Here is a 19199-nt window from a genome sequence, read left to right on the forward strand (position 1 = left end):
CGACATAAAAATCCTTTTTATGGGCGGTCAGCCCGACGCGGGGCTTATTCAGGTATCAGGAGGAGGAACAGTTGTTGGTCCAGCGGCCGGTTGATGGGGCTGTAGAGGTCATTGACGATCACGTGGCTGTCCGGGCCTGCCTTGGCGATCAGGTCCTTGAAGGTGGTGAACCGGTGTTCCGGGCGTTTGAGGTGGGCGGCGGTGTAGTCGCCGCGCGGGCTGTCGGCGCTGCTGTAGTGAAAATGCGCGTACCACAGCACGTCGACGCGGTTCCTTTCGCGAATGGCAAACTCCGAGACATAGTCATTCGCGGCAGTGCGCTGCGGGCCATGCACCAGGCCGATATCCACGGCGGCATGGCGACGCAGGTAATCAATGTTTTCCTGGCGCGGACGCTGGGCCTTGTAGCCTTCTATGCAGTGTTGCTCACCCTGACGGCGCAGGTCCGTTGCACGCATGCGCAGGCGCTCCAGGGCCTGGGGGACATCAGGCTTATCCAGGTGATGGGCCTGGATTTCATCGGCAATCGCCTCGATTTTCCTGGCTTGGTGGCCGAACATGTCATTCCAGTCTTGTGGGTTGACGTCGTCACGGCGCTGCGGGTCGGCCAGTTTGCGTTTCTGAAACTCGATGGATTTTTCCAGGGCGGTGATTTGATCGATCAGCCGCTGAGCTTCCGTACGCAGGGTCGCCAGGGCTCGCTGGCGTGGCACGGGTGCCGGGCGCTGCGGCGGTGCGTCGACGATTTCCACCCAGCCTTCATGGGGATGCTCCATGAACCGCGCGCTGATTTCGTCGGTCAGCGGGTTTTTGACCACAATGGTTGGAAAGGGCATCTCGGCGTCGGGGGGCAGCAGGTTGCCCACCAGTGTTCCTTTGTCCCGCGACCGGAACACGCGCTTGGTCGGGGATGGCAGTTGCGCTGGTTTGAAACGCACGAACTGGGCAGGCAGGAATTCATCCTCGCGAAGTACATCCGCCAAGTCTGTCTCGGCTGCGGCGCGCAGGGTTTCCAGGCGCTCGATCAACAGCGGCATATAGCGCGGACGCAGCAGTGTCGAGTCCAGTTCCATCAGCATGCGGTAGGCCTGGAGGCGCCGGCTGTAATGCTCGATCACATTCACCAACACCTCTTTGCGCTCGGCAGAGGTGAAGCCTTGGGTGGTCAACAGGTCGATGTACGAGTGCTCTACGGAGACCTGAGGGAAGTGCAAGGTCTCCAGCCGCGCCATAAAGTATTCTTCCTGGGCGGTGGCTGGCTCCCTCAGCTCATCAATGCTCAACGCCGCCAGCAGGTCGAGCGGCTCGACAATGGCACAGAGGCGGTTGTAGAAGCGCCGATGGGGCATGGCATTGAGGAACTTCAGGCGCTCTGCCGGCCCGGTCTTGAGGCGGTTCGCCATCTCTTCCAACGTCATGTCGATAGCAATCAGGGACTCGGCATGGCGCTCGGAGGTGGCAAAGTGCATTTCAGTCATATCGAGCAACCGCTGATTGGCCGGCTCGTCGCGCTCCATCCGCAACAGGTCGTTCATCAGCTCGCCCCGATCAGACACAAACGTGGCGGTGTGCAGTGACGCCAGGAAGCTGACATCCACCTCCTGCGCCGCCAGCAGGGTTTGGTACTGTTCCAGGCAACTGGACTCATAATCGAACTTGCCATCGGCCGCCTTGACCTGCGCGTAGGCGTCGATTATCGCGCGGCGATTTTGCTGTAACTGCTCGGTGACCGGGGCGTACTTTTCATAGGCCACGAGAAAGTGCAAGCGAGCCCGGGTCCTGTTACGCGCCTCAACGGCGTGGGCGCTGACGGCTGACGGGTCATTAGGGGACAGGCGCAGGCGTTGCATTGCATGGGCCAACTCGCGGTCGCGCACTTCAAATTGTTTCTTGGTTGCCGTCACGGTGTCGAACAAATGGGCGGTTTGGTCAATTTGTTCAAGGATTTGGCTTTCCAGGCGAGTGACCTTCAGCCACGCCTCTGCACGTTGCTGTTCAATTTGCGCCAACTTGGCCTTGAGTCGGTTTTTCGGCCCCCCTCCACGCAGTTTGAGACCCAGGTCCAAGGCCCAGCGTCCTTGCCCGTCGTAGCTGAGCTTAAAGCCTGGGTGCAGGTTTTTTTGTGGATTGACGATGAACACTTCGCCTGCGTCGGGAACGATGCTGACCTGGAACAGCAGGCCGGCTACCGAGGCATGCCACTGCTGACCAATGCGGTACAACCCTTTGAAGGCACCCAACTCGACCGGAGAGGGAGCGGGCACCGGCCAGGCTACGTGGTGCTCGAGCAACGCGTTGAACAGACGGCGTCGGGAACCGTCACGCGCGGTGGAGTGGATGAAGTCCACCTCGGTACGATCACTCGCAGGCGGCTCGGACGGCAGGCCAACCGGGCCTTGTTCAATCTTTGGCGCAACGTGTGCAGACGGCGTGGGAGGTCGTCGCAGCAAGGTACTCAAGGCCTTGGACACGGGCGGTTTGGCTGGGGTGAAAGCGGGCTCGATTGATGGATGTTGCGCCGACGCCCTGTGTATCAGTAACAGGCCGATATTGAGCAGGACATCGACCCAGGCCAGTTCGCGTGCGACCGGGTCATCGCCGTGCAAGGCCTCCAGGTCATGTTGCAGGCTGACGGCCAGTTGTACCATCCAGCCCGCGACCATGGCGGGGCCGCGCAGCAACGGCAGCAATAGTGCGTTGAACAGCAGCCAGCCACCCTCCAGCAAAATCGCCCAGCGGCTTTCGGCGTTGGACACGGCGTCACGGTCGGCCAGGTCGACCAGCGCCCGCGCGTTGCTGCCGTACAGGTATTGGGTCAGGTTGCCAGCGGCCAACGACTGGGCGAGAGACCCCAGCACTGCATCCCCGTTGCTATCGTCCGCCAACTGCGCGGGTGCCGGTGCCGGCCATTGCACGGTGTCGTCGCCCTGGCCAAAACGGATGATATGCGGGCTGACAAAGCCATTGTTGCTGTAGATCGGCCGGGCGTGGTCGGGTAGCCAACTGAGCACACTGTCTTGCAGGGGGCCAGGCTCAGCAATGGCGCCCAACAGCGCGTCACGGCTCGCAAACTGGCGTAGCGAGTCCGGATACAGCGGCCGGTAGAGGATATGCGGACCGACCTGACGGTCCGACGCCTCGATAATGAACATGTTGTTGACCACATCCGGCTTGGAATGCGGTGTGCGGTGGAAGGCCAGGGCGTGAATCACAATGCTCAGGTCGTCGACCACCCGGTCCGCGGCGCTGCGCTGCATCAACGCCTGCACATAACGGTAGCCTTGCCAGGTCATGCCATGCTCGCCCCGTATCTTGTGCTCCAGGGCCTGCAGTGGCAGGCGCACGCGCAATGCTTGGTCGAACAACGCTTCACGGCGTTGGGCTTCACTGTCGTTGCCCAACAACAGGGCCCTGAGGGTGGTGGGGTAGCGTTCGCCGATATTGGTGCGAGCGATCAGCCCCTGGGTGCTGGTGAACAGGCCTTTTTCTCCCAGCAGGTAGTCGGCGTTCATCCAGGCCGGTATCGTCGCGCCGGATTTGGAGCGCAGGGTCAGGCTTCCCTGGGGCGCGGCCGCCAGGTTCTTGATCGCCAATTGCGTCAGGCTCATGGACACGGGCGTGAGGTAGCCGCTGCCCAGGTCGCCGACGGGTACATGGAAGGTCAATTCAAGGTCGTCCGGATCAATCGTCGTGACCTCGGGATGATCGGCGTGGATCTGTTCGAGCAAGGTATTGCGCGTGAAGTCATGCAGGTTCTCGACGCCATCCAGAAACGAAGCCCCCGCTGTTTGCCGGTGTACGCGTGCCAATTCAGCCAGCTGTTGGCGGTAGGCAAAACGATCACCGGGTGTCGCTGTTTGCAGCCACACGGGAAGGTTCGCCTGGAGGGTGTGCTCAAAGGTCGGGCTCGGCGCCGGGGCCTGGATGAACCAGGGCGTGGGGTCTGTGGTGTCGGCAATGCGCTGTTCCAAGGCGTTCAGGCCGTCGCTGGCCGGCAGCACGACGGTGCCGAGCGCTTCCAGTTGTTGGTTAAGCAGCAAGGCCGCGAGGGTGTCGAAGCTATTGCCGTCGGGCTCATAACGTTTGATGGTCACGCTGTCGGCCAGCACCTGGCGCGACAGGTCCCGCCCCCGCGCCTGGGTGAAGGCTTCAAGGGAATCATGGAACTCCAATGTGCCGTTGCTGCGGTACAGCATGACGTTTTGTGCCTGCACCACCAGCAATTCGGGTTCCATGATGTTGGCGGTGTGGCTGCCCTGGACGATGCTCGTTTCCAGGCAATAGGCATGCACCCCGCCTTGCACCGGCGTCGGGCGCGTTCTTTGGTCCGGGTAAGCGGTCAAGTGGTGCAGGGCTGTTTGTTGTTGCTGGTATTGGGTCGGTAACAGGCTGGCGGTGCTGCTCAAGCCTGTGGCCAACAGGTCGCCCAGCCATTGCCAGCGGATAGGGCCGGTATCGCCCGGCTGGTTCCAGTAATCTGTCAGAGCGTCCTGGAATACCGTCATCAGGGTGGGTGTCAGGTCGAGGATTTTTGCCTTGATCAGTTGCAAATCCGGCTCTCTGATCGCTTCGGCCTCATAGGTCAGGGGATGGGGCGCTCGGTTGGTCAGGAAGCAGCGGCGCCCGTCGATGACCGTGTCCGTGTCTAACAGCGTACCGCTGCCCACGTAATCGAGCGCCACATCCAGCAAGCGCTTAAGGTCCCAGCCCCCGACCAGGTTAGGGACCGCTAGCCGGGTAAGCTGCACGTCAAGGTCCAGCGGCGGGTATTGCTCTTTGATCGCTTTTTGCAGCATTTGCCCGAACACCGCTCTCAGGCTCGGGCGCGAGGCGAACTGACGGCTGACCGCCTGGGCCGGGGCGTCGCTGTGTTGGGTAAAGGTCGGGGGTGTGGGCGGCAGCGGGGGGGGCGTAGTTGGCATAGCAGATTCCATTCCGTGGCTGAAGAAGTGTCGTATCGGCCCAAGCATGGCGACTGGTTGGCGGGGAAAGGTGGTAGTCGATTACCGCAAGAGGGGAAACGCGCGCGAGATTGGCCTATCATCAGCGTCTTTATGAACTGATGAATGATCCTGATGACTGCCGACAACCTGAAAACCGTCCTTGAAGCCAGCGATATGCTTGAAATCGACGGGCTGCACGCCTTCGACTTCCAGCTCGCTGATGAAAAGCTGCTGATCACCGCCATGGACGGCCGTGCCGAAAAACGCTGGAGCTTCAGCACGGCGCAGGTGCAGGCCGCCACCTTCGACGAGCCCTTGCAAAGTTGGACCCTGACCGGTGAGTCGGGCGAGCACCGCCTGATCTGCATGAGCGCGTTCACCGGCAACAATAACGATGAGGACCCAGCCGATGATGATGCGTAAATTCTGGCCGCTGCTGATGGCCGGCAGTGTCGGTGCGATGTCGGTACACGCCGCACCGGCTGACACCTACGAGCTGTTGGTCGGCAGCTACACCGCCGGTACCAGCGAAGGCATTTACCGCGTGCAGTTCGACAGCCGCACCGGCCAATTCCAGGGCGCGCCGGTACTGGCGGCCAAGGCAGCCAACCCATCGTGGCTGACGGTCTCGAAGGATCAGAAACACCTGTTTGTGGTCAACGAAAACGGCCCAGGGCAGAAAGACGCAGTGGGGCGTGTGAGCAGTTACAGCATTGACCCGCAGAGCCACCAGTTGACCTTGATCAACCAGGTCCAGAGCCTGGGCAACGAGCCCACCCACTCCAGCGTCGCCGCTGATGGGCGCTACCTGTTCGTCGCCAACTATTCGGTGCTGCAAGATCCGGGCGGCAGCCTGGCGATCCTGCCGGTGGACGCCACCGGCAAGCTGTCTGCGCCCGTGCAGTTGAGCGGGCACCCCGCCAGCCGCGTGAACCCCGAGCGCCAGGCGTCCAACCATGTGCACTCGGTGGTGTCGTCGCCGGATGGCAAGTACGTGTTTGTGCAGGACTTGGGTGCCGACAAGGTGTTTGCCTACCGTTATGACCCCAAGGCCAACCACGAACTGCCGTTGACCCCGGCCAACCCGGCCTCGGTGCAATTGCCTCCAGGCAGCGGCCCGCGTCACTTGCTGTTCAGCGCAGATGGCAAGCATGCCTGGCTGACCACCGAGATGAGCGCCCAGGTCGCGGTGTTCGATTACCACGACGGTACGCTCACACAGACCCAGTTGCTGGACTATGCGCCGGGGCAGCCGGTGTCGGACAAAGCCGGCGCGGCGCTGCACGCGTCAAGCGATGGCAAGTTCCTCTACGTGAGCAATCGTGGCACGGCCAATCAGATCCTGGTGTTCAGCATCGACCCGGCCACTGCGCACCTCAAGCAGGTGCAGCAGCGCTCGGTGGAAGGCGATCACCCGCGAGAGTTCAGCCTGGACCCGAGCGGCAAGTTCCTGCTGATCGCCAACCAGAAGAGTAACGAAATCGTGGTGGTCGAACGTGACCCCAAGACCGGCCTGCTGGGTAAAACCGTGCAGAAATTGCCGATCGATGCGCCCAGCGACCTCAAGTTCCTGGTGCGTCAATAAGCCACAGGCCCCGCCATGCGGGGCCTGACCCTTAGTATTAATTGTATTAATAGCGGCTACTGTTTCAAAGCATTTCTAAGGTTCAACCCTCGGGCGTAAGTTGGGTTCCAAGGCCTTCCCCGGCCACCCAACCGAACGAACATAAGGGTTACCGACATGAACTTGAATCTCTTCTCCATCATCGCCGCCTCCGCCGTTTCCGCCACCGTGGCCCTGCCTGCCGCCGCCAGCGTGGAAGTCAGCGGCAAAAAATCCAGCACCAGCGCCTACACCCAGAAATACCTGCAACAGAGCGCCAACTTCTACGCCGCCCTGGATCACAAGACCCAGCAATGAGCGCTGATTGACCCTGCACACAAGCAGACGCCAAACCACTGGAACGTAAACGCGCGTTCGAGTGGTTTGGCGTTTGTGCAGCTGTCGAAGAAAAAAATGAGGTAATGGCGCATTGCCATGTGTTTAAATTGACGCTTAAATATTGACGCGCTCTTTCATGGAATCGACAGCATGGCACTTCGACTCGCCGCACTTATCCTCGCCCTTTATTCCACCCCGATCCTGTCATCCGTGCAGTTGACGGACGGCGAACCGGAGATCGCTCGCGAGCGGTTGTTGAGTCTGATCGAAGGCTAAGCCTTCGCCATCACGCCGATAAACAGTGGCGATTGCAGGAATTCTTCCAACCAGCGTTGCAACGCTTTGTACGGCGTACCGGCAAACCATTCGCGGTCCACGTGGGCAAACTGCCGTATAAACGGCGCAAGCGCCATGTCCGCCAGGCCAGGGTGGTCGGCCAGCAGATAGGCGCGCTGGGCCAGCAACCCCTCGAGCTTCTGCAAGAACACCTCGCCTTCGGCTCGATAGTGTTCCACCGGCTGCTCGGGATAGCGCTCGGGGTACTTGTATCGATTCAAGTGATGTTTAAAGGTTGAATCGTTCTCGGCGATCAGCTCAAGTACCGCTGGATCCCCCTGCAATAACCAGTTATCCGGATCATGCCGGGCCAAGGCCCATTGCATGATCGCCAGGCTCTCGTCGATCACCACGCCATCCACCACCAGCACCGGCACCGTGCCCTTGGGCGACAGTGCCAGCATCTCCGCCGGCTTGGCCTTGAGGCTCACCTCGACAATCCGCACCGCCACCCCCGAGTAGCGCAGCGCCAGGCGTGCGCGCATCGCATAGGGGCAGCGCCGGAACGAATACAGCAGCGCCTCGCTCACTTGACCTCCAGGGTGCTCAGGCCATTGCCCTGGCGCTTGACCTGGATCTGCACCGGGATGCGTTCGTGCATTTCCTGCACGTGGGAGATCACCGCCACCTTGCGCCCCTGGGCCTGCAAGCCGTCGAGGGCGTCCATGGCCAATTGCAGGGACTCGGGGTCGAGGCTGCCAAAGCCTTCGTCGATAAACAGCGATTCGATCTTCAAGGTGCTGGACGCCATCGACGCCAGGCCCAGGGCCAAGGCCAGGGACACCAGGAACGTCTCGCCGCCGGACAACGAATGCACCGAGCGCAGTTCATCGCCCATTTCCGTGTCCATCACCAGCAGGCCCAACATGCTGCCGCCGCGCTTGAGACGGTAGCGGCGCACCAGTTGGCGCAGTTGCACGTTGGCGTGGTGCACCAGCAGGTCGAGGTTGTAGGCCTGGGCAATCTTGCGGAAGGTATCGCCGGTGGCCGAGCCGATCAGTGCGTTCAGGCGTGCCCAGCGTTGCCACTCGTCATAGGCCTTGGCGATCTGTTCGGCCAGGGCACTGTTGGCGTCCTGGCGACGCTGGTCTTCGGACTGGCGCGCGCGCAGTTCGGCGCAGTGTTTTTCGCCGTCGGCCAAGTGTTGATTGAGCGCAGCCAGGGCGCCGTCGAGTTGTTCGGCGTCCAGGTTGCCGTTGTGCAGGGCCTGGTGTTCGGCGAGGCGTTGTTCGCGTTCCTGCAGCAATACCTTGGCTTGCTCGACGGCTTTTTCGCTGCTGTGCAGATGCTCGCGCAGCGTGGCGATGTGTGTGTCATCGAACGCCAGCAGACGCGCCAGGCCCTCGTCATCCAGCTCTGGGTGCAGGGCGCGCCATTCGTGGGTGCGGGTCTGGAGGGCCTGCTGCTCGGCTTCAAGGGATTGCCGGCGCTCCTGCCGGGCATTGAGGTCGGCGGCCAGCTGGATCAGTTGGTTGCAGATGTCCTGCAACTGCTGGTTGGCGTCCGTCTCGCTCTGGCGTGCCTGCACCACGGCCTGTTCCAGTTGTTGTTGCCAGTGTTCGGCGCTGGCGTGCTCGCCCAGCAAGGCCCCGAGTTTTTCCTGGGCGGCCTGTTGCTGCGCGGCCAGCTCGGTAAATTGCTGGTTCAGGGCCTCGAGCTGCTGTTGGCGATGCTGCTGGTGCGTGTGCTCTTTCTCGATGGCCTGCTGGCGTTCCTGCTGCTCGGCCAGCTCATCCTTCTGATGGCCCAGTTGTTCAAGGCGTTGGCTGACCTGCTGGTCCAACTGCATAAAGGTCGCGGCCGGGTCGCTGCGCAAGCCTTCCAGGGTGTCGGCGGGGAGCAGGTTGGCGAAGGCGTTGAGTTCTTCGTCGAGGCGCTCGCGGTCGTTGGACAGCTCGCGCTGTTGATCCAGCATTAATTGGCGGGTCTGCTGGCTACTGTCCTGAGCGGCTTGCAGTTGTTGCTGCAAGCGCCCGGCGTTTTGCTGCAGGTTGAGCAGGGCGGCCTGGCGCTGTTCGTCCTGGGTGATGCTTTGGGTCAGTTGGCTGAGTTGCTGGGCCAACCAATGGCTGCGTTTGGCTGCGTCCTGATTGAACAGCGAGGCCGCCAGTGGGTGTGCGTCCAGGCTGGGCTGGAGCGCCTGCTGTTGGGTGACCAGGTGTTCCTGTTGTTGCAGGAATTCTTTCTGCTGGGCGATCAGGCCGCCGACTTCACCGCGCAGTTCGGTGAGTTTTTCCTTGAGGGTATCGACCGCTTTCTGCGCCGTGGCCTCTTCGTTGTCGTCGTGGCGCCCGAGGCTCTGCAGCAGGGCTTCGGGCTGGTGGTACGGGTGTTCATGGCTGCCGCACACCGGGCAGGGCTGGCCGTCCTGCAATTGTTCGCGCAATTCCTCGACGCTGGCGCTGCGGGCCAGGCGCTGGCGCTCCAAGAGTTGCTTGGTCACCGTCAGGGTCTGTTCAGCCACGGCCAGCTCGGCCTTGGTTTGCAGGCCGGTCTGGTTCAGTTGGTCGCGTTGCTGGGCGGCATCGGCGAGCTTTTGCGTGAGGGCAACGGCTTGCTGCTCCAGTTGCTGCTGGCTGTCCCACAGGCGTGACAGGTCTTCGAAGGCGCGCTGCTGCTTGCGATTGTCCTGCAACAGGCTGGCCAGCAGTTGCACCTGTTCGGCCACGGCATGGGGTTCGGCGCCGGCTTCTTGATACAGCAGGTCGAGGGCTTCGCGTTGCTGGGCAAATTTTTCTGCGGCGCTGGTCGCACGCTGTTCAAGTTGTGGCAGTTCGGCCTGGCCTTTTTTCAGGCGATTTCCGATCAGCATCAACTGTTGCAAGCGATCGCGGTAGGCGTTCCAGGCATCGCTGAGCGGGGCGAGGGCGCTGCTGCGTTCAAGTTCGGCGGCCAGGCGTTGCAAGCGCTCGGCAACGTGGGCGTGTTTGTCCTGCAAACCCTTGAGCAGCGTCTGGCCTTCGGCACAGGCGGCTTCGTGTTGCTGTTTTTCCTCGTTGCGCTTGGCCAGGTCTCTGGTCAGGTGGGCAAGGGTGTTTTGTGCTTCAAAGGCCTGGCGCAGCAACGGCACCGCATCGCCCTGGGCCTTGAGCGCTTCGGCCAGTGCCGCCTGGGCGGATGCCTGCTGCTGTTGGGCCTGCGCCTGGCGGGTATGCAATTCGGCCTGTTGCTCGATGTGCGCCTGAATCTGCGTAGCCAGCGGTGTGAGCAAGGTGTCGAGTTCTGCCTGGCGCGCAAACTGATGCCGCTGCGGCGCCAATTGGTCCAGGCGGCTCAGGTCTTGGCGCTGTGCATCCTGGCTGTCCCAATCGGCCTGTGCGCGCTGGAGCTGCTCGGTGGCACTGCGCTGGCGGTCCTGCCATTCGCGCAGTTCCTTGAGCCAGGTGTGCTGCAACTCCAACTGCTTGAGCTGCGCCTGCTGGGTCTTGAGCTGCTGCTGGGCCGCGTCGAATTGCTGGTCCAGTTCGGCGCGCGCTTCAGGGGCCAGGGGCACTACGCCGGTAGCCTGGTCCTGCAGGTGTTTGTGCGTATCCTTGGCCTCCTTGGCCTTGTCGAATGCGCGGCGGCCGAGCTGGGTGTACAGCGCGGTGTCGGTGAGCTTTTCCAGCAGTTCGCTGCGCTCATTGTCGTTGGCCTTGAGGAAGGCGCTGAACTCGCTTTGCGCCAGCAACACCGCGCGGGTGAACTGCTCGAAGTTCAGGCCCAGGGCCAGTTCCAGCTGGGTTTTGTATTCGGTCTTCTGGCTGGCCAGCAGTTGGTCGCTGTCCAGGTCGATCAGGCTCTGCCGACTGTTCTGCAATTTGCCGCTGGCCTTGTCGCGGGCGCGATTGGCTTCCCAGCGCGCCCGGTAGCGACGGCCGCTGACACCGACAAAGTCCACTTCGGCGTAGCCGCCACCGGTGCCACGCCGGATCAGGGTGCGTGGATCGCCGATGGAAATATCGCTGTCGGCATCCGGCATCTTGGCCTGGCCGGTATCGCCCAGGCGTGGCACGGCGCCAAACAGCGCCAGGCACAGGGCATCGAGCAGGGTGCTTTTACCGGCGCCGGTCGGCCCGGTAATCGCGAACAGCCCGGCACTGGCCAGGGGCTCGGCAGTAAAGTCGATCTCGAACGGCCCGGCCAGGGAGGCGAGGTTTTTCAGGCGGATGGCAAGAATCTTCATGGCTGTTCACCTGCCTGTTGCACTTCCTGGAGCAGCACGGCGAAATCCTTCAAGGTCTGTTCATCCACTTCACTGCCGTAGCTGTCCTGCCAGGCACGGCTGAACAATTCCTGGGGCGTGAGCTGGTCGAGTTCGATCAGTGCGTCTTCGTTGCTGTCGTCGCGGCGGCCTTGGCCGGCGTATTCGGCGGCGATGCGCACCAGGCGCACGGCCTTGCCTTGCAGGGCGGTTTCGATTTGCTGGCGCAGGTCCGGTTGCGGTTCGTCGAGGCGTACGCGCACTTCCAGCCAGGGATGGCGCTGGGTTTCGGCGAGCAGGTCGATATCGGGCAGCTCTGCCAGCTGTTTAAGAATATCCGCCAGCGGCGCGGCTTCCAGGCGTTGCAGGTCGACCGAGCGGGGAATCAGCAGCGGTTCGACACTCGCCAGGCATTGGCCTTGGAACGTCACATCGAGAATCTGGTGCTTGTAGCCGATTTCGGAAAACGACAGTGGAATCGGTGAGCCGCTGTAGCGAATGCGCTCCTCGCCATTGACCTTTTGCGGCTTGTGCAAATGCCCGAGGGCAACATAGCCGACACTTTTGTCGAACAGTGTGGCCGGCAGCGCCTCGGCGTTGCCGATGATCAGGCTGCGCTCGGAGTCTTCCGACACCGAACCACCGGCCATGTGCGCATGGCTGATGGCAATCAGCGCCTGGCCTTTTTTGCGTTTGGCGTTGGCGGCGGCGATCAGCCATTCATGTACCTGGCCGATACCCTGCAGGTAGTCATCACCCAGGTGGGCACCGGTGACTTCCGCCGGGCGCAGGAACGGCAGCGCCAGGCACCACGCGGCGACCTTGCCCTTGGCATCCGGCAGGGGAATCAGCAGGCGTTCGGCGTCCAGCTGGCCGTCGTCCAGCCACAGCACGCGGCCCAGCGCATGGGTGCGCAGGCGCCGCATCAACGGCGCGGGCAGTTCGATGCGCGAGCCGGAGTCGTGGTTGCCGGCGATCATCACAATGGTCAGCTTGGGGTTTTGTTCGTGGGCGCTGATGATGAAATCGTACAGGCGCTCCTGGGCCTTGAGCGGCGGGTTGACGGTGTCGAAGATATCGCCGGCGATCAACAGCACATCGGGTTGCTGGGCCGCGATCTGGCGCAGCAGCCACTCGAGGAAGCAGGCGTGTTCGAAGTCGCGTTCCTGGCCGTGGAGGTTTTGGCCCAGGTGCCAGTCGGAGGTGTGGAACAGACGCAAGGCGAACTCCGTAGAGGAAAAGAGGATGAATGGCCGCCGAAAACAAAGCAGGGCGATAAAGCTGGAGAGTTTACCTGTAAATACCCTGTTACCAGGCGCGCTTGGAACTGACCGCTGATGAACATGCACTCAAAACAGGTCCCACCTGAAGGTGGGATACCTATGAACTGTTTGAAGGATAAATTGAATATGAGTGCAATTAATCCCGGTGGTGATCACCTTCTTTACTCGTTCACCTTACCTCCCGTACATCATCAGTCGCCGGAAAAAAAAAGCGAGCCAAAGGAAACACCAATGAATCCCAGGGATTGGCTTGAAAGTGTGACCAATGAAAAGCGCGATCCAAAACTGGCTGAGGCTGGCGCTGATTACGCGCGGTTTATGGTCAACTGGTTCGATTCCGGAAAACCCACATAAGGAGCCGATGCAGGAGTGCTCATCGGCATTGTCTGCCAATCAGTAAGGCCTGCTTTAACGCCTTTAGACGGTGGATGTCCTTTGATTGATTATTTCCACGCCCCACGCGGGAATATTCAAAGGAGGGCGTCCACCCTGGATGCGGCCCGCCGCTCCGTCGGCGAGGCTATTGGCGCTGCTGATCAAATGCACGTCCTGCAATTTTAACGAACTATGGATTGCTGGCCTTTAACAATACAGGTCCCCCAGGCAGCACAAGTCAAATCTGGGAGGGCTTATTTGGGATACAGCGGCGGCAAACTGGTGGTGTCCGTCGCCGGGCCCTGCTCGCGCTCGGCCATGGGGATGGCCTTGACCGCACGCCACAGTTCTTCACCCAGCCAGTATTGACCGCTCTCGCTGTACAGCGCGCCATTGAGCCCATCCAGTGCATCCGACAACGGCACAAACCGTGCCGCCATATCCGCCAGGGTTTCCGGCTGTTGCCGCGCCCAGGCATCCAGTGCCTGGCGGGTGGCCTGGGGGTCGTTGGCCTGGGTGGCACGCTTGAGGTCGTCGAGCAGGGTGCGCGGGCTCGGGCCGGTTTGCGCGGCGCGCAGTACCGCCGGTTGCCGACGGGCCCGCCACCACAGGCCGAAGCCCAGCAAGGTGGTGCAGGCCAGGAGCAGGGTGCTGAGTTGCCACAGCCACAGGCGGCTGTCGTCCGGTGCGGTGATGATGGTCGGGATGGCCGGCGTGTCCACCGCCAGGCTGGGGTTGTTGGCCACTTGCAAGGTGCGGGCCGGCAGGCTGGTGCGTTCCAGATGGTCCTCGTGGGTGTTCCACCACACCACCTCGACGGCAGGCAGTTCCAGGGCGCCGACACGGTTGGGCACCAGGGCCTCACGGTCTTCGCGACTGCCGATCAGGCCACGGTCACTGGTCTGGTTGCCGAGCACCGGCTGGTCAGGGTAGCGGCGCAGGCCGTTGATGTCGGTGCTGGGCAGGGCCGGCAGTTGGGCGCTGGACAGGCCTTCGGCCTTGACGATCAGGCTGCGGGTCAGGGAATCGCCGACTTGTACATGTTCCGGCTCCGGGTTCCAGCTCTCGGTGAGCGTGAGGCTGCGAGCCGGCAACCAGGGCGCATCGACGGGGTACAGCGCGGGCTTGGGCTTGACCGCCAGTGGCAGCGCCGCCGAACTCACATGGATCAGCTTGCCGGGCTTGGTGCCCTGCAGTGTGTTTTCCTGGGGCGGACGCGACTCCACCAGCGTGGCGCTGAACGTCTGCGCGGGAATCTCCAGGGTGCCGCTGTGCTGCGGGTAGATCGCGTAGCGGGTTTCGATCACGCCATGGCGGATGCTGTTGATGACCTTTTCATAGGTGCGCGACTCGCCCAACTGTTCGACACGGGCATCGGGGATCTGCAACGGCGTCAAGCTGCTGTCGTCATACAGCGACACCGAGTGGTACACGCGCACGGTCAACAGTGCCTGGGCCTGGACGTACACGCTGGTCTGGTCGAGGTTGGCTTCGACAAACACCGGGGCCAGTTCGGCGTTGGTGTCCTGGCTGGTGGTTTCCAGCACTTGCAGGCTGATCGGCTGGGTCGTGTACTCACCCACTTGCAGCGGCGGAATCACCACCGTGCCGTTCTGTTTGGGCAGCAGGGTAATGATCCAGCGTGTGGTCGCATGGTTATCGCCACCCAACGTCGTGAGTTGGTTGAGCTGGCGCGTGCCACTGACTTCGAATTGCGCATCCAGGGGCGACAGGTCGGGCTTGCCGAACTGGGTGACATCGCTGGATTCCACCGTCAGTTCCACCGTTTCCCCGGAATTGAGACGGTTGCGGTCGACGCTGGCGACCAGGCTGGCCGCCTGGGCGTGGCCTGCCGACAACGCGAGCAGAAGCAGAAGGGTGGTGCGGCGGCTCATCGAGTCTTGTCCTGATGCTGTTGCTGTTCGTACCAGAATTTGCGTCGCAGCAGTTCGCCGGGATTGTCCGGGATCTCCTGCAGCCATTGTTCCAGGGCCTGGCGGTGTTCACCGTCGAGGTTGGCGTCGGCAGCAAGCAGCGGCGGGGTGGTGGTGTGCTCATCGCCCAACTCGCTGCCCGGCACGTCGTTGCCAGCGGCTGGCGGCGGGGTGCCGGCCTGGGTATCGCCGGTGCCGGCTTCGCCCTGGCCCTGGGACGACTGCTCACCACCTGTGGCATTTTGCCCAGTGGCGCCCGGTTGCGCAGTTTGGCCGGGTTGGGTGGTTTCGTCATCCTCGTTTTTTGCCTGCGTTTGCGGCTCGGGTTCTGTCTGTTCCTGGATCAGGGCTTCTACCAGGGCCTTGTTTTTCAGTGCCGGTTGCAGGTCGGGCTGGGCTTCCAGGGCTTGTTCGTAGGCGTCGATGGCCGCTTCGAGTTCACCGGACCTGGCCAGGGCGTTGCCGCGATTGTAGTGGGAATAGGCGTCATTGCCCTCGGCAAACCGCTTGATGGCCTCGGCATAGTTGCCGGCCGCGTACAGGGCGACGCCTTGCCACTGCGGATCCTGGAAGTGCTCTGCGGCCTCGGCGGGGCGTTTCTGCTTGAGCAGGTATTGGCCTTGCTGGTCCGGCCGCAGCCACAAATCCTGGAATTCAAAGGCATAGCTGGGTTGTGGCGCGCCCAACAGCAGAAGCGGTAAAAAGAACAACCAGCCGCGCCGCCCGGCGCAGGCGGCCAGCAGCAACAGCGGCAGCAGCAGCCAGTATCCCTGGTCGGCCCAGGTGTCGAGGTGCAGTAACTGGCCGTCGTTGCGCAGGGCTTGGGGCGGGTCCAGCACGCCGAGCTGGCGCAGGTCTTTATCGTCCAGGCGTGCGGCCCGGTAGCGGCCGCCCATTTCGTTGGCGAAGGCCTTGAGTGTCGGGCTGTCGAGGCGCGGTACCAGGATCGCGCCTTGTTCGTCCTTGAGGAATTCGCCGCTTTCCTGGGTCACCGGCGTACCTTCACGGCTGCCGATGCCCAGGATCGACAGGCTCGGCGCCTGGTTGCCCTGCAGCAGCAGGCGAATGCCCTGGCGTTCCTGTTTGGACAGCGATGAGCCGACCAGCAGCAGGCGACCCTGGCCCAGGCCGCCATGCTTGAGCAGGTCCAGGGCTTTCTCCACCGCCAGGTCGGCGCGGTGGCCGGACTCCGGCATGATCGAGGGGCGCAGGGCGTCGAGCAGGTTGCGGCTGGTGGCCAGGTCGTCCGACAGCGGCACCAGGGTGTGGGCGCTGCCGGCATACACGACGATGGCGGTTTGCGCATCGCTGCGCGCCTGCAACAAGTCATAGAGCTTGCGCCGTGCCTGTTCGAGGCGGTTGGGCGGGCTGTCGGTGGCGAGCATTTCCGGGGTCAGTTCGAGCAGCACCACCAACGGGTCGGAGGGTTTCTGGCTGGTTTGTTCAACCCGTTGCCAGCTGGGACCCAGCAACGCCAGCACCGCCAACAGCCAGGCGAGGCCCAGCAACACCCACGGCGATTTGCTTTCGCGCCCGCTGCCACCGCTGAGCAGTACGGCGTGAAAGGCCGGCGGCAGGATCATCTGCCAGCGCCCGGCGCGCTTTTGCCGATGCCACAGTTGCCACAGCAACCAGCCGAGCAGCGGCAGCAGCAACAGCCACCAGGGACGGAACCAATGTGGCCACAGGGCGATCATCGACGCCTCCGTAGACGCAGGCGTTTAAGGCGCTGGCGCCATTCCGGATGCTGTTGCAGGAAGATTCCCTTGCTCGACAGTTTGTTGAACCCGCGTTGCAGGGCGTTGTTTGGCCAGCGTTCGTGGATCACCAGCAACATGCTCAGGATCAGCGCCAGGGCCAGCGGTCCGCTGTACAGCGCCTGCGCCGGGCGTGCCTGGGTCGGTTGCTGTTCGACGGGCTCGAGCTTGTCCAGTGTCTGCTTGATCGCTTCCAGCTCCTGGCCATCGCGGGCACGGAAGTATTGGCCGCCGGTGGCCTCGGCAATCGCCCTGAGTGCCGGCTCGTCGAGGTCCAGGCTCGGGTTGACGCCAAGGATGCCCAGGGAACCGGTTTGCTCAGGGTCGGCGCCGATGCCGATGGGGTAGATCTTCACCCCTTCTTCGGCCGCCAGGCGCGCGGCGATCAGGGGCGCGATCTGCCCGGCGTTGTTGGCGCCATCGGTGACCAGGATCAGCACGCGGCTTTGCGCAGGCCGCTGACGCAGGCGTTTCAGCGCCAGGCCTATGGCATCGCCAATGGCGGTGTTCTTGCCGGCGATGCCGATGCGCGCCTCATCCAGCCAGGTGCGCACGGTGCGGCGGTCAAAGGTCAGCGGTGCCTGGAGGTAGGCCTGGCTGCCGAACAGGATCAGGCCCACGCGGTCGCCTTCGCGGCCTTCAAGGAAGTCGCCGAGCAGGTGCTTGACCAGGTTCAGGCGGCTGACGTCTTCGTCCTGCCAGTGCATGTCGGGAAAGTCCATGGAGCCGGACACGTCCACCGCCACCAGCAAATCGCGGCCGCTGGCGGCAATCGGCAGTGGCTCGCCCAGCCATTCCGGGCGCGCAGCTGCGCTCAGCAGCAGCAGCCACAGCACCACGAAGGGCGCCTGTTGACGCCAGCCCGGCAGGTTCACCCGCGCACGGCGGCGGGCCAGGCTTTCGAGATCGCCGAGGTAGCTGACTTTAAGGGCGGGCTCGCCGCTGTCGGCCGCCGGCAGGATGAACCGCATCACCCAGGGCAAGGGCAACAGGACGAAGATCCACGGCCAGGCGAACTCAAACATGTTTGCGAATCCAGGTGTCGACCGCTTGGGTCAGGCCGGCGATGGCCTTGTCGTCGAGTTTGCATTCGGGTTTGTAGGCACCCTCCACCAGCACCATCCAGCGCGTGAGGCCGGCGGCCGGGCAACGGTTGTCGAGGAATGCCAGCCATTTGCGGCCGTTGAGGGTATGGCTCTGGCTATAGGGATAGTCGTTGCGGCACAGGCGCTTGAGCAGGCCATTGAGCTGTTGCAGCCAGGCACCGGCGGGCGCGCCATCGTAGGGTTTGGGCATCAGCGCCAATTCCGCCAGGGCGGCGATGCGCAGCGGGTCCAGCGGCTGTTCGGCACGGGCCAGGGGGCGTCGAGTCGGCAAGAAGCGGCGCAGCGACCACAACCCCCAACCCAGCAGCGGGATGACCAGCAGCAACAGCCACCAGCCCGGCGCGGGCGGCCAGAAGCCGATGGGCGGCGGGGCGATCAGCGGTTGCAGTTGGTCGAGGCTGCTCATTGCTTTTTAACCGGGCGTTGCGGGTTGAGGTATTCGCGCAGTTGTTCGACCATTTCGCTCTGGGTGCTCAGGGGCATCAGCAGGATCCGCAGTTTCTGCGCGAGCAGTTCCCAACGGGCGATGCGCGCTTCGGCCTGGGCCTTGTAGGCCTGGCGCAAATCGAAGTTCAGCGTATCCAGTTCCAATTGCGCCCCGCGTTGCGCAAAACGCAGCAGCCCGGCGGCGGGGAGGGCGTGGTCCAGCGGGTCGGAGATCGGCAACAGCAGCAAGTCGCAATGGCGTGACAGCAGGCTCAATTGCTGCTCGGCGCCCTCGGTGAGGGCACGTTCGTCGCAGATCACGATTACCAGGCTGCCGGGACGCAGCACTTCGCGGCCACGGCGCAGGGCCATGCCCAGGGCGTCGGCCTCCGGGCGGCTTTCGGTGTCCAGGCTCTGGTTGACGCGCACCAGGCGGTTGAGCAATTGCAGCAGGCTTTGCTTGCTGCGGCGCGGCTTGATTTCGTAGTGCTCGTTGTCGCCAAACACCAGCCCGCCGACGCGGTCGTTATGCCCCAACGCGGCCCAGCCGATCAGGCTGGCGGCTTGAGCGGCGAGCACCGACTTGAACATCTGCCCCGAGCCGAAAAACAGCCGGCAACTTTGCTCCACCATGATGAAAATCGGCCGTTCGCGTTCTTCGTGGAACAGCTTGGTGTGGGGCTCCTGGGTGCGTGCGGTCACGCGCCAGTCGATGGTGCGCACATCATCGCCGGCCTGGTACACGCGCACCTGGTCGAAGTCGACACCGCGCCCGCGCAGCTTGGAGTGGTGCAGGCCAATCAACGGGCTGCGCTGGCTTGGCGTGGAAAACAGCTGTACTTCGCGCACGCGGTGGCGCATCTCGATCAGCTCGCTGAGCGTGACGCGCACCCCATCGCTTGCGTTCATCGACT

Annotated in this window: 14 protein-coding genes; 5 read left to right on the forward strand and 9 right to left on the reverse strand. The window is 62.9% G+C overall.

Going from position 1 to position 19199, the window contains the following annotated elements:
• Nucleotides 1-44 precede the first annotated feature (44 nt).
• Nucleotides 45-4922 carry a dermonecrotic toxin domain-containing protein gene (locus F6S08_RS13395; protein ID WP_315871710.1) on the reverse strand — a complete coding sequence of 1626 codons (4878 nt, stop codon included), beginning with the start codon at nucleotides 4920-4922 and terminating at the stop codon, nucleotides 45-47.
• 153 nt (nucleotides 4923-5075) lie between these two features.
• On the opposite strand from F6S08_RS13395, the gene F6S08_RS13400 reads away from it, so the two are divergent.
• The 4 genes from F6S08_RS13400 (at nucleotide 5076) to F6S08_RS13415 (ending at nucleotide 7161) form a co-directional block, all read left to right on the forward strand.
• Nucleotides 5076-5366, forward strand: coding sequence for a DUF5629 family protein (locus F6S08_RS13400; protein ID WP_074848180.1), 291 nt, complete (start codon nucleotides 5076-5078; stop codon nucleotides 5364-5366).
• On the forward strand, nucleotides 5353-6528 hold the full coding sequence (locus F6S08_RS13405; protein ID WP_065927981.1) for a lactonase family protein: 1176 nt from the start codon (nucleotides 5353-5355) through the stop codon (nucleotides 6526-6528). Before F6S08_RS13400 ends, F6S08_RS13405 begins: the two co-directional genes overlap by 14 nt.
• Before the next feature lie 156 nt (nucleotides 6529-6684).
• Nucleotides 6685-6864: a hypothetical protein gene (locus tag F6S08_RS13410; RefSeq protein ID WP_016980181.1), complete on the forward strand. Its 180-nt coding sequence runs from the start codon at nucleotides 6685-6687 to the stop codon at nucleotides 6862-6864.
• A 171-nt stretch (nucleotides 6865-7035) separates the two neighbouring features.
• On the forward strand, nucleotides 7036-7161 hold the full coding sequence (locus tag F6S08_RS13415; protein WP_256097795.1) for a hypothetical protein: 126 nt from the start codon (nucleotides 7036-7038) through the stop codon (nucleotides 7159-7161).
• Here F6S08_RS13415 and F6S08_RS13420 read toward each other — a convergent pair.
• Genes F6S08_RS13420 through F6S08_RS13430 form a run of 3 tightly spaced genes read right to left on the reverse strand, consistent with a single transcriptional unit; the run spans nucleotide 7158 to nucleotide 12624 of the window.
• Nucleotides 7158-7751, reverse strand: a complete 594-nt coding sequence (locus F6S08_RS13420) for a glutathione S-transferase (RefSeq protein WP_065927982.1) — start codon at nucleotides 7749-7751, stop codon at nucleotides 7158-7160. The genes F6S08_RS13415 and F6S08_RS13420 overlap by 4 nt on opposite strands.
• Nucleotides 7748-11386, reverse strand: coding sequence for an AAA family ATPase (locus F6S08_RS13425; protein ID WP_315871711.1), 3639 nt, complete (start codon nucleotides 11384-11386; stop codon nucleotides 7748-7750). The genes F6S08_RS13420 and F6S08_RS13425 overlap by 4 nt, the downstream gene beginning before the upstream one ends.
• Nucleotides 11383-12624: an exonuclease SbcCD subunit D C-terminal domain-containing protein gene (locus tag F6S08_RS13430; RefSeq protein WP_315871712.1), complete on the reverse strand. Its 1242-nt coding sequence runs from the start codon at nucleotides 12622-12624 to the stop codon at nucleotides 11383-11385. The genes F6S08_RS13425 and F6S08_RS13430 overlap by 4 nt, the downstream gene beginning before the upstream one ends.
• Before the next feature lie 189 nt (nucleotides 12625-12813).
• On the opposite strand from F6S08_RS13430, the gene F6S08_RS13435 reads away from it, so the two are divergent.
• Entirely contained in the window at nucleotides 12814-13041 is a 228-nt protein-coding gene (locus tag F6S08_RS13435; RefSeq protein ID WP_315871713.1) for a hypothetical protein, read from the forward strand.
• Nucleotides 13042-13316: 275 nt separating this feature from the next.
• Here the strand turns inward: F6S08_RS13435 and F6S08_RS13440 are convergent, their stop codons facing one another.
• From F6S08_RS13440 to F6S08_RS13460, 5 genes are read right to left on the reverse strand one after another with little or no spacing between them, the layout of a single operon-like run.
• Nucleotides 13317-14957, reverse strand: a complete 1641-nt coding sequence (locus tag F6S08_RS13440) for a BatD family protein (protein ID WP_315871714.1) — start codon at nucleotides 14955-14957, stop codon at nucleotides 13317-13319.
• Nucleotides 14954-16693, reverse strand: a complete 1740-nt coding sequence (locus F6S08_RS13445; RefSeq protein ID WP_065927986.1) for a tetratricopeptide repeat protein — start codon at nucleotides 16691-16693, stop codon at nucleotides 14954-14956. The genes F6S08_RS13440 and F6S08_RS13445 overlap by 4 nt, the downstream gene beginning before the upstream one ends.
• Nucleotides 16690-17778, reverse strand: a complete 1089-nt coding sequence (locus tag F6S08_RS13450) for a VWA domain-containing protein (protein WP_315871715.1) — start codon at nucleotides 17776-17778, stop codon at nucleotides 16690-16692. The genes F6S08_RS13445 and F6S08_RS13450 overlap by 4 nt, the downstream gene beginning before the upstream one ends.
• Nucleotides 17771-18265 (reverse strand): DUF4381 domain-containing protein, encoded by a 495-nt coding sequence (locus tag F6S08_RS13455; protein ID WP_065927988.1) that lies wholly within the window; start codon nucleotides 18263-18265, stop codon nucleotides 17771-17773. The genes F6S08_RS13450 and F6S08_RS13455 overlap by 8 nt, the downstream gene beginning before the upstream one ends.
• Entirely contained in the window at nucleotides 18262-19194 is a 933-nt protein-coding gene (locus F6S08_RS13460) for a DUF58 domain-containing protein (RefSeq protein ID WP_027608569.1), read from the reverse strand. The genes F6S08_RS13455 and F6S08_RS13460 overlap by 4 nt, the downstream gene beginning before the upstream one ends.
• Nucleotides 19195-19199: the final 5 nt, after the last annotated feature.

Source organism: Pseudomonas sp. JV449, from assembly GCF_032424295.1.
Classification (GTDB): Bacteria; Pseudomonadota; Gammaproteobacteria; order Pseudomonadales; family Pseudomonadaceae; genus Aquipseudomonas; species Aquipseudomonas marginalis.

Excerpts from the sequence above, each read along its gene's own strand:
- F6S08_RS13410 (WP_016980181.1), top strand. The coding sequence starts at position 6,685 with ATGAACTTGAATCTCTTCTCCATCATCGCCGCCTCCGCCGTTTCCGCC.
- F6S08_RS13440 (WP_315871714.1), bottom strand. The coding sequence starts at position 14,957 with ATGAGCCGCCGCACCACCCTTCTGCTTCTGCTCGCGTTGTCGGCAGGC.
- F6S08_RS13415 (WP_256097795.1), top strand. The coding sequence starts at position 7,036 with ATGGCACTTCGACTCGCCGCACTTATCCTCGCCCTTTATTCCACCCCG.
- F6S08_RS13405 (WP_065927981.1), top strand. The coding sequence starts at position 5,353 with ATGATGATGCGTAAATTCTGGCCGCTGCTGATGGCCGGCAGTGTCGGT.
- F6S08_RS13425 (WP_315871711.1), bottom strand. The coding sequence starts at position 11,386 with ATGAAGATTCTTGCCATCCGCCTGAAAAACCTCGCCTCCCTGGCCGGG.
- F6S08_RS13445 (WP_065927986.1), bottom strand. The coding sequence starts at position 16,693 with ATGATCGCCCTGTGGCCACATTGGTTCCGTCCCTGGTGGCTGTTGCTG.
- F6S08_RS13455 (WP_065927988.1), bottom strand. The coding sequence starts at position 18,265 with ATGAGCAGCCTCGACCAACTGCAACCGCTGATCGCCCCGCCGCCCATC.
- F6S08_RS13395 (WP_315871710.1), bottom strand. The coding sequence starts at position 4,922 with ATGCCAACTACGCCCCCCCCGCTGCCGCCCACACCCCCGACCTTTACC.
- F6S08_RS13400 (WP_074848180.1), top strand. The coding sequence starts at position 5,076 with ATGACTGCCGACAACCTGAAAACCGTCCTTGAAGCCAGCGATATGCTT.
- F6S08_RS13460 (WP_027608569.1), bottom strand. The coding sequence starts at position 19,194 with ATGAACGCAAGCGATGGGGTGCGCGTCACGCTCAGCGAGCTGATCGAG.
- F6S08_RS13435 (WP_315871713.1), top strand. The coding sequence starts at position 12,814 with ATGAGTGCAATTAATCCCGGTGGTGATCACCTTCTTTACTCGTTCACC.
- F6S08_RS13450 (WP_315871715.1), bottom strand. The coding sequence starts at position 17,778 with ATGTTTGAGTTCGCCTGGCCGTGGATCTTCGTCCTGTTGCCCTTGCCC.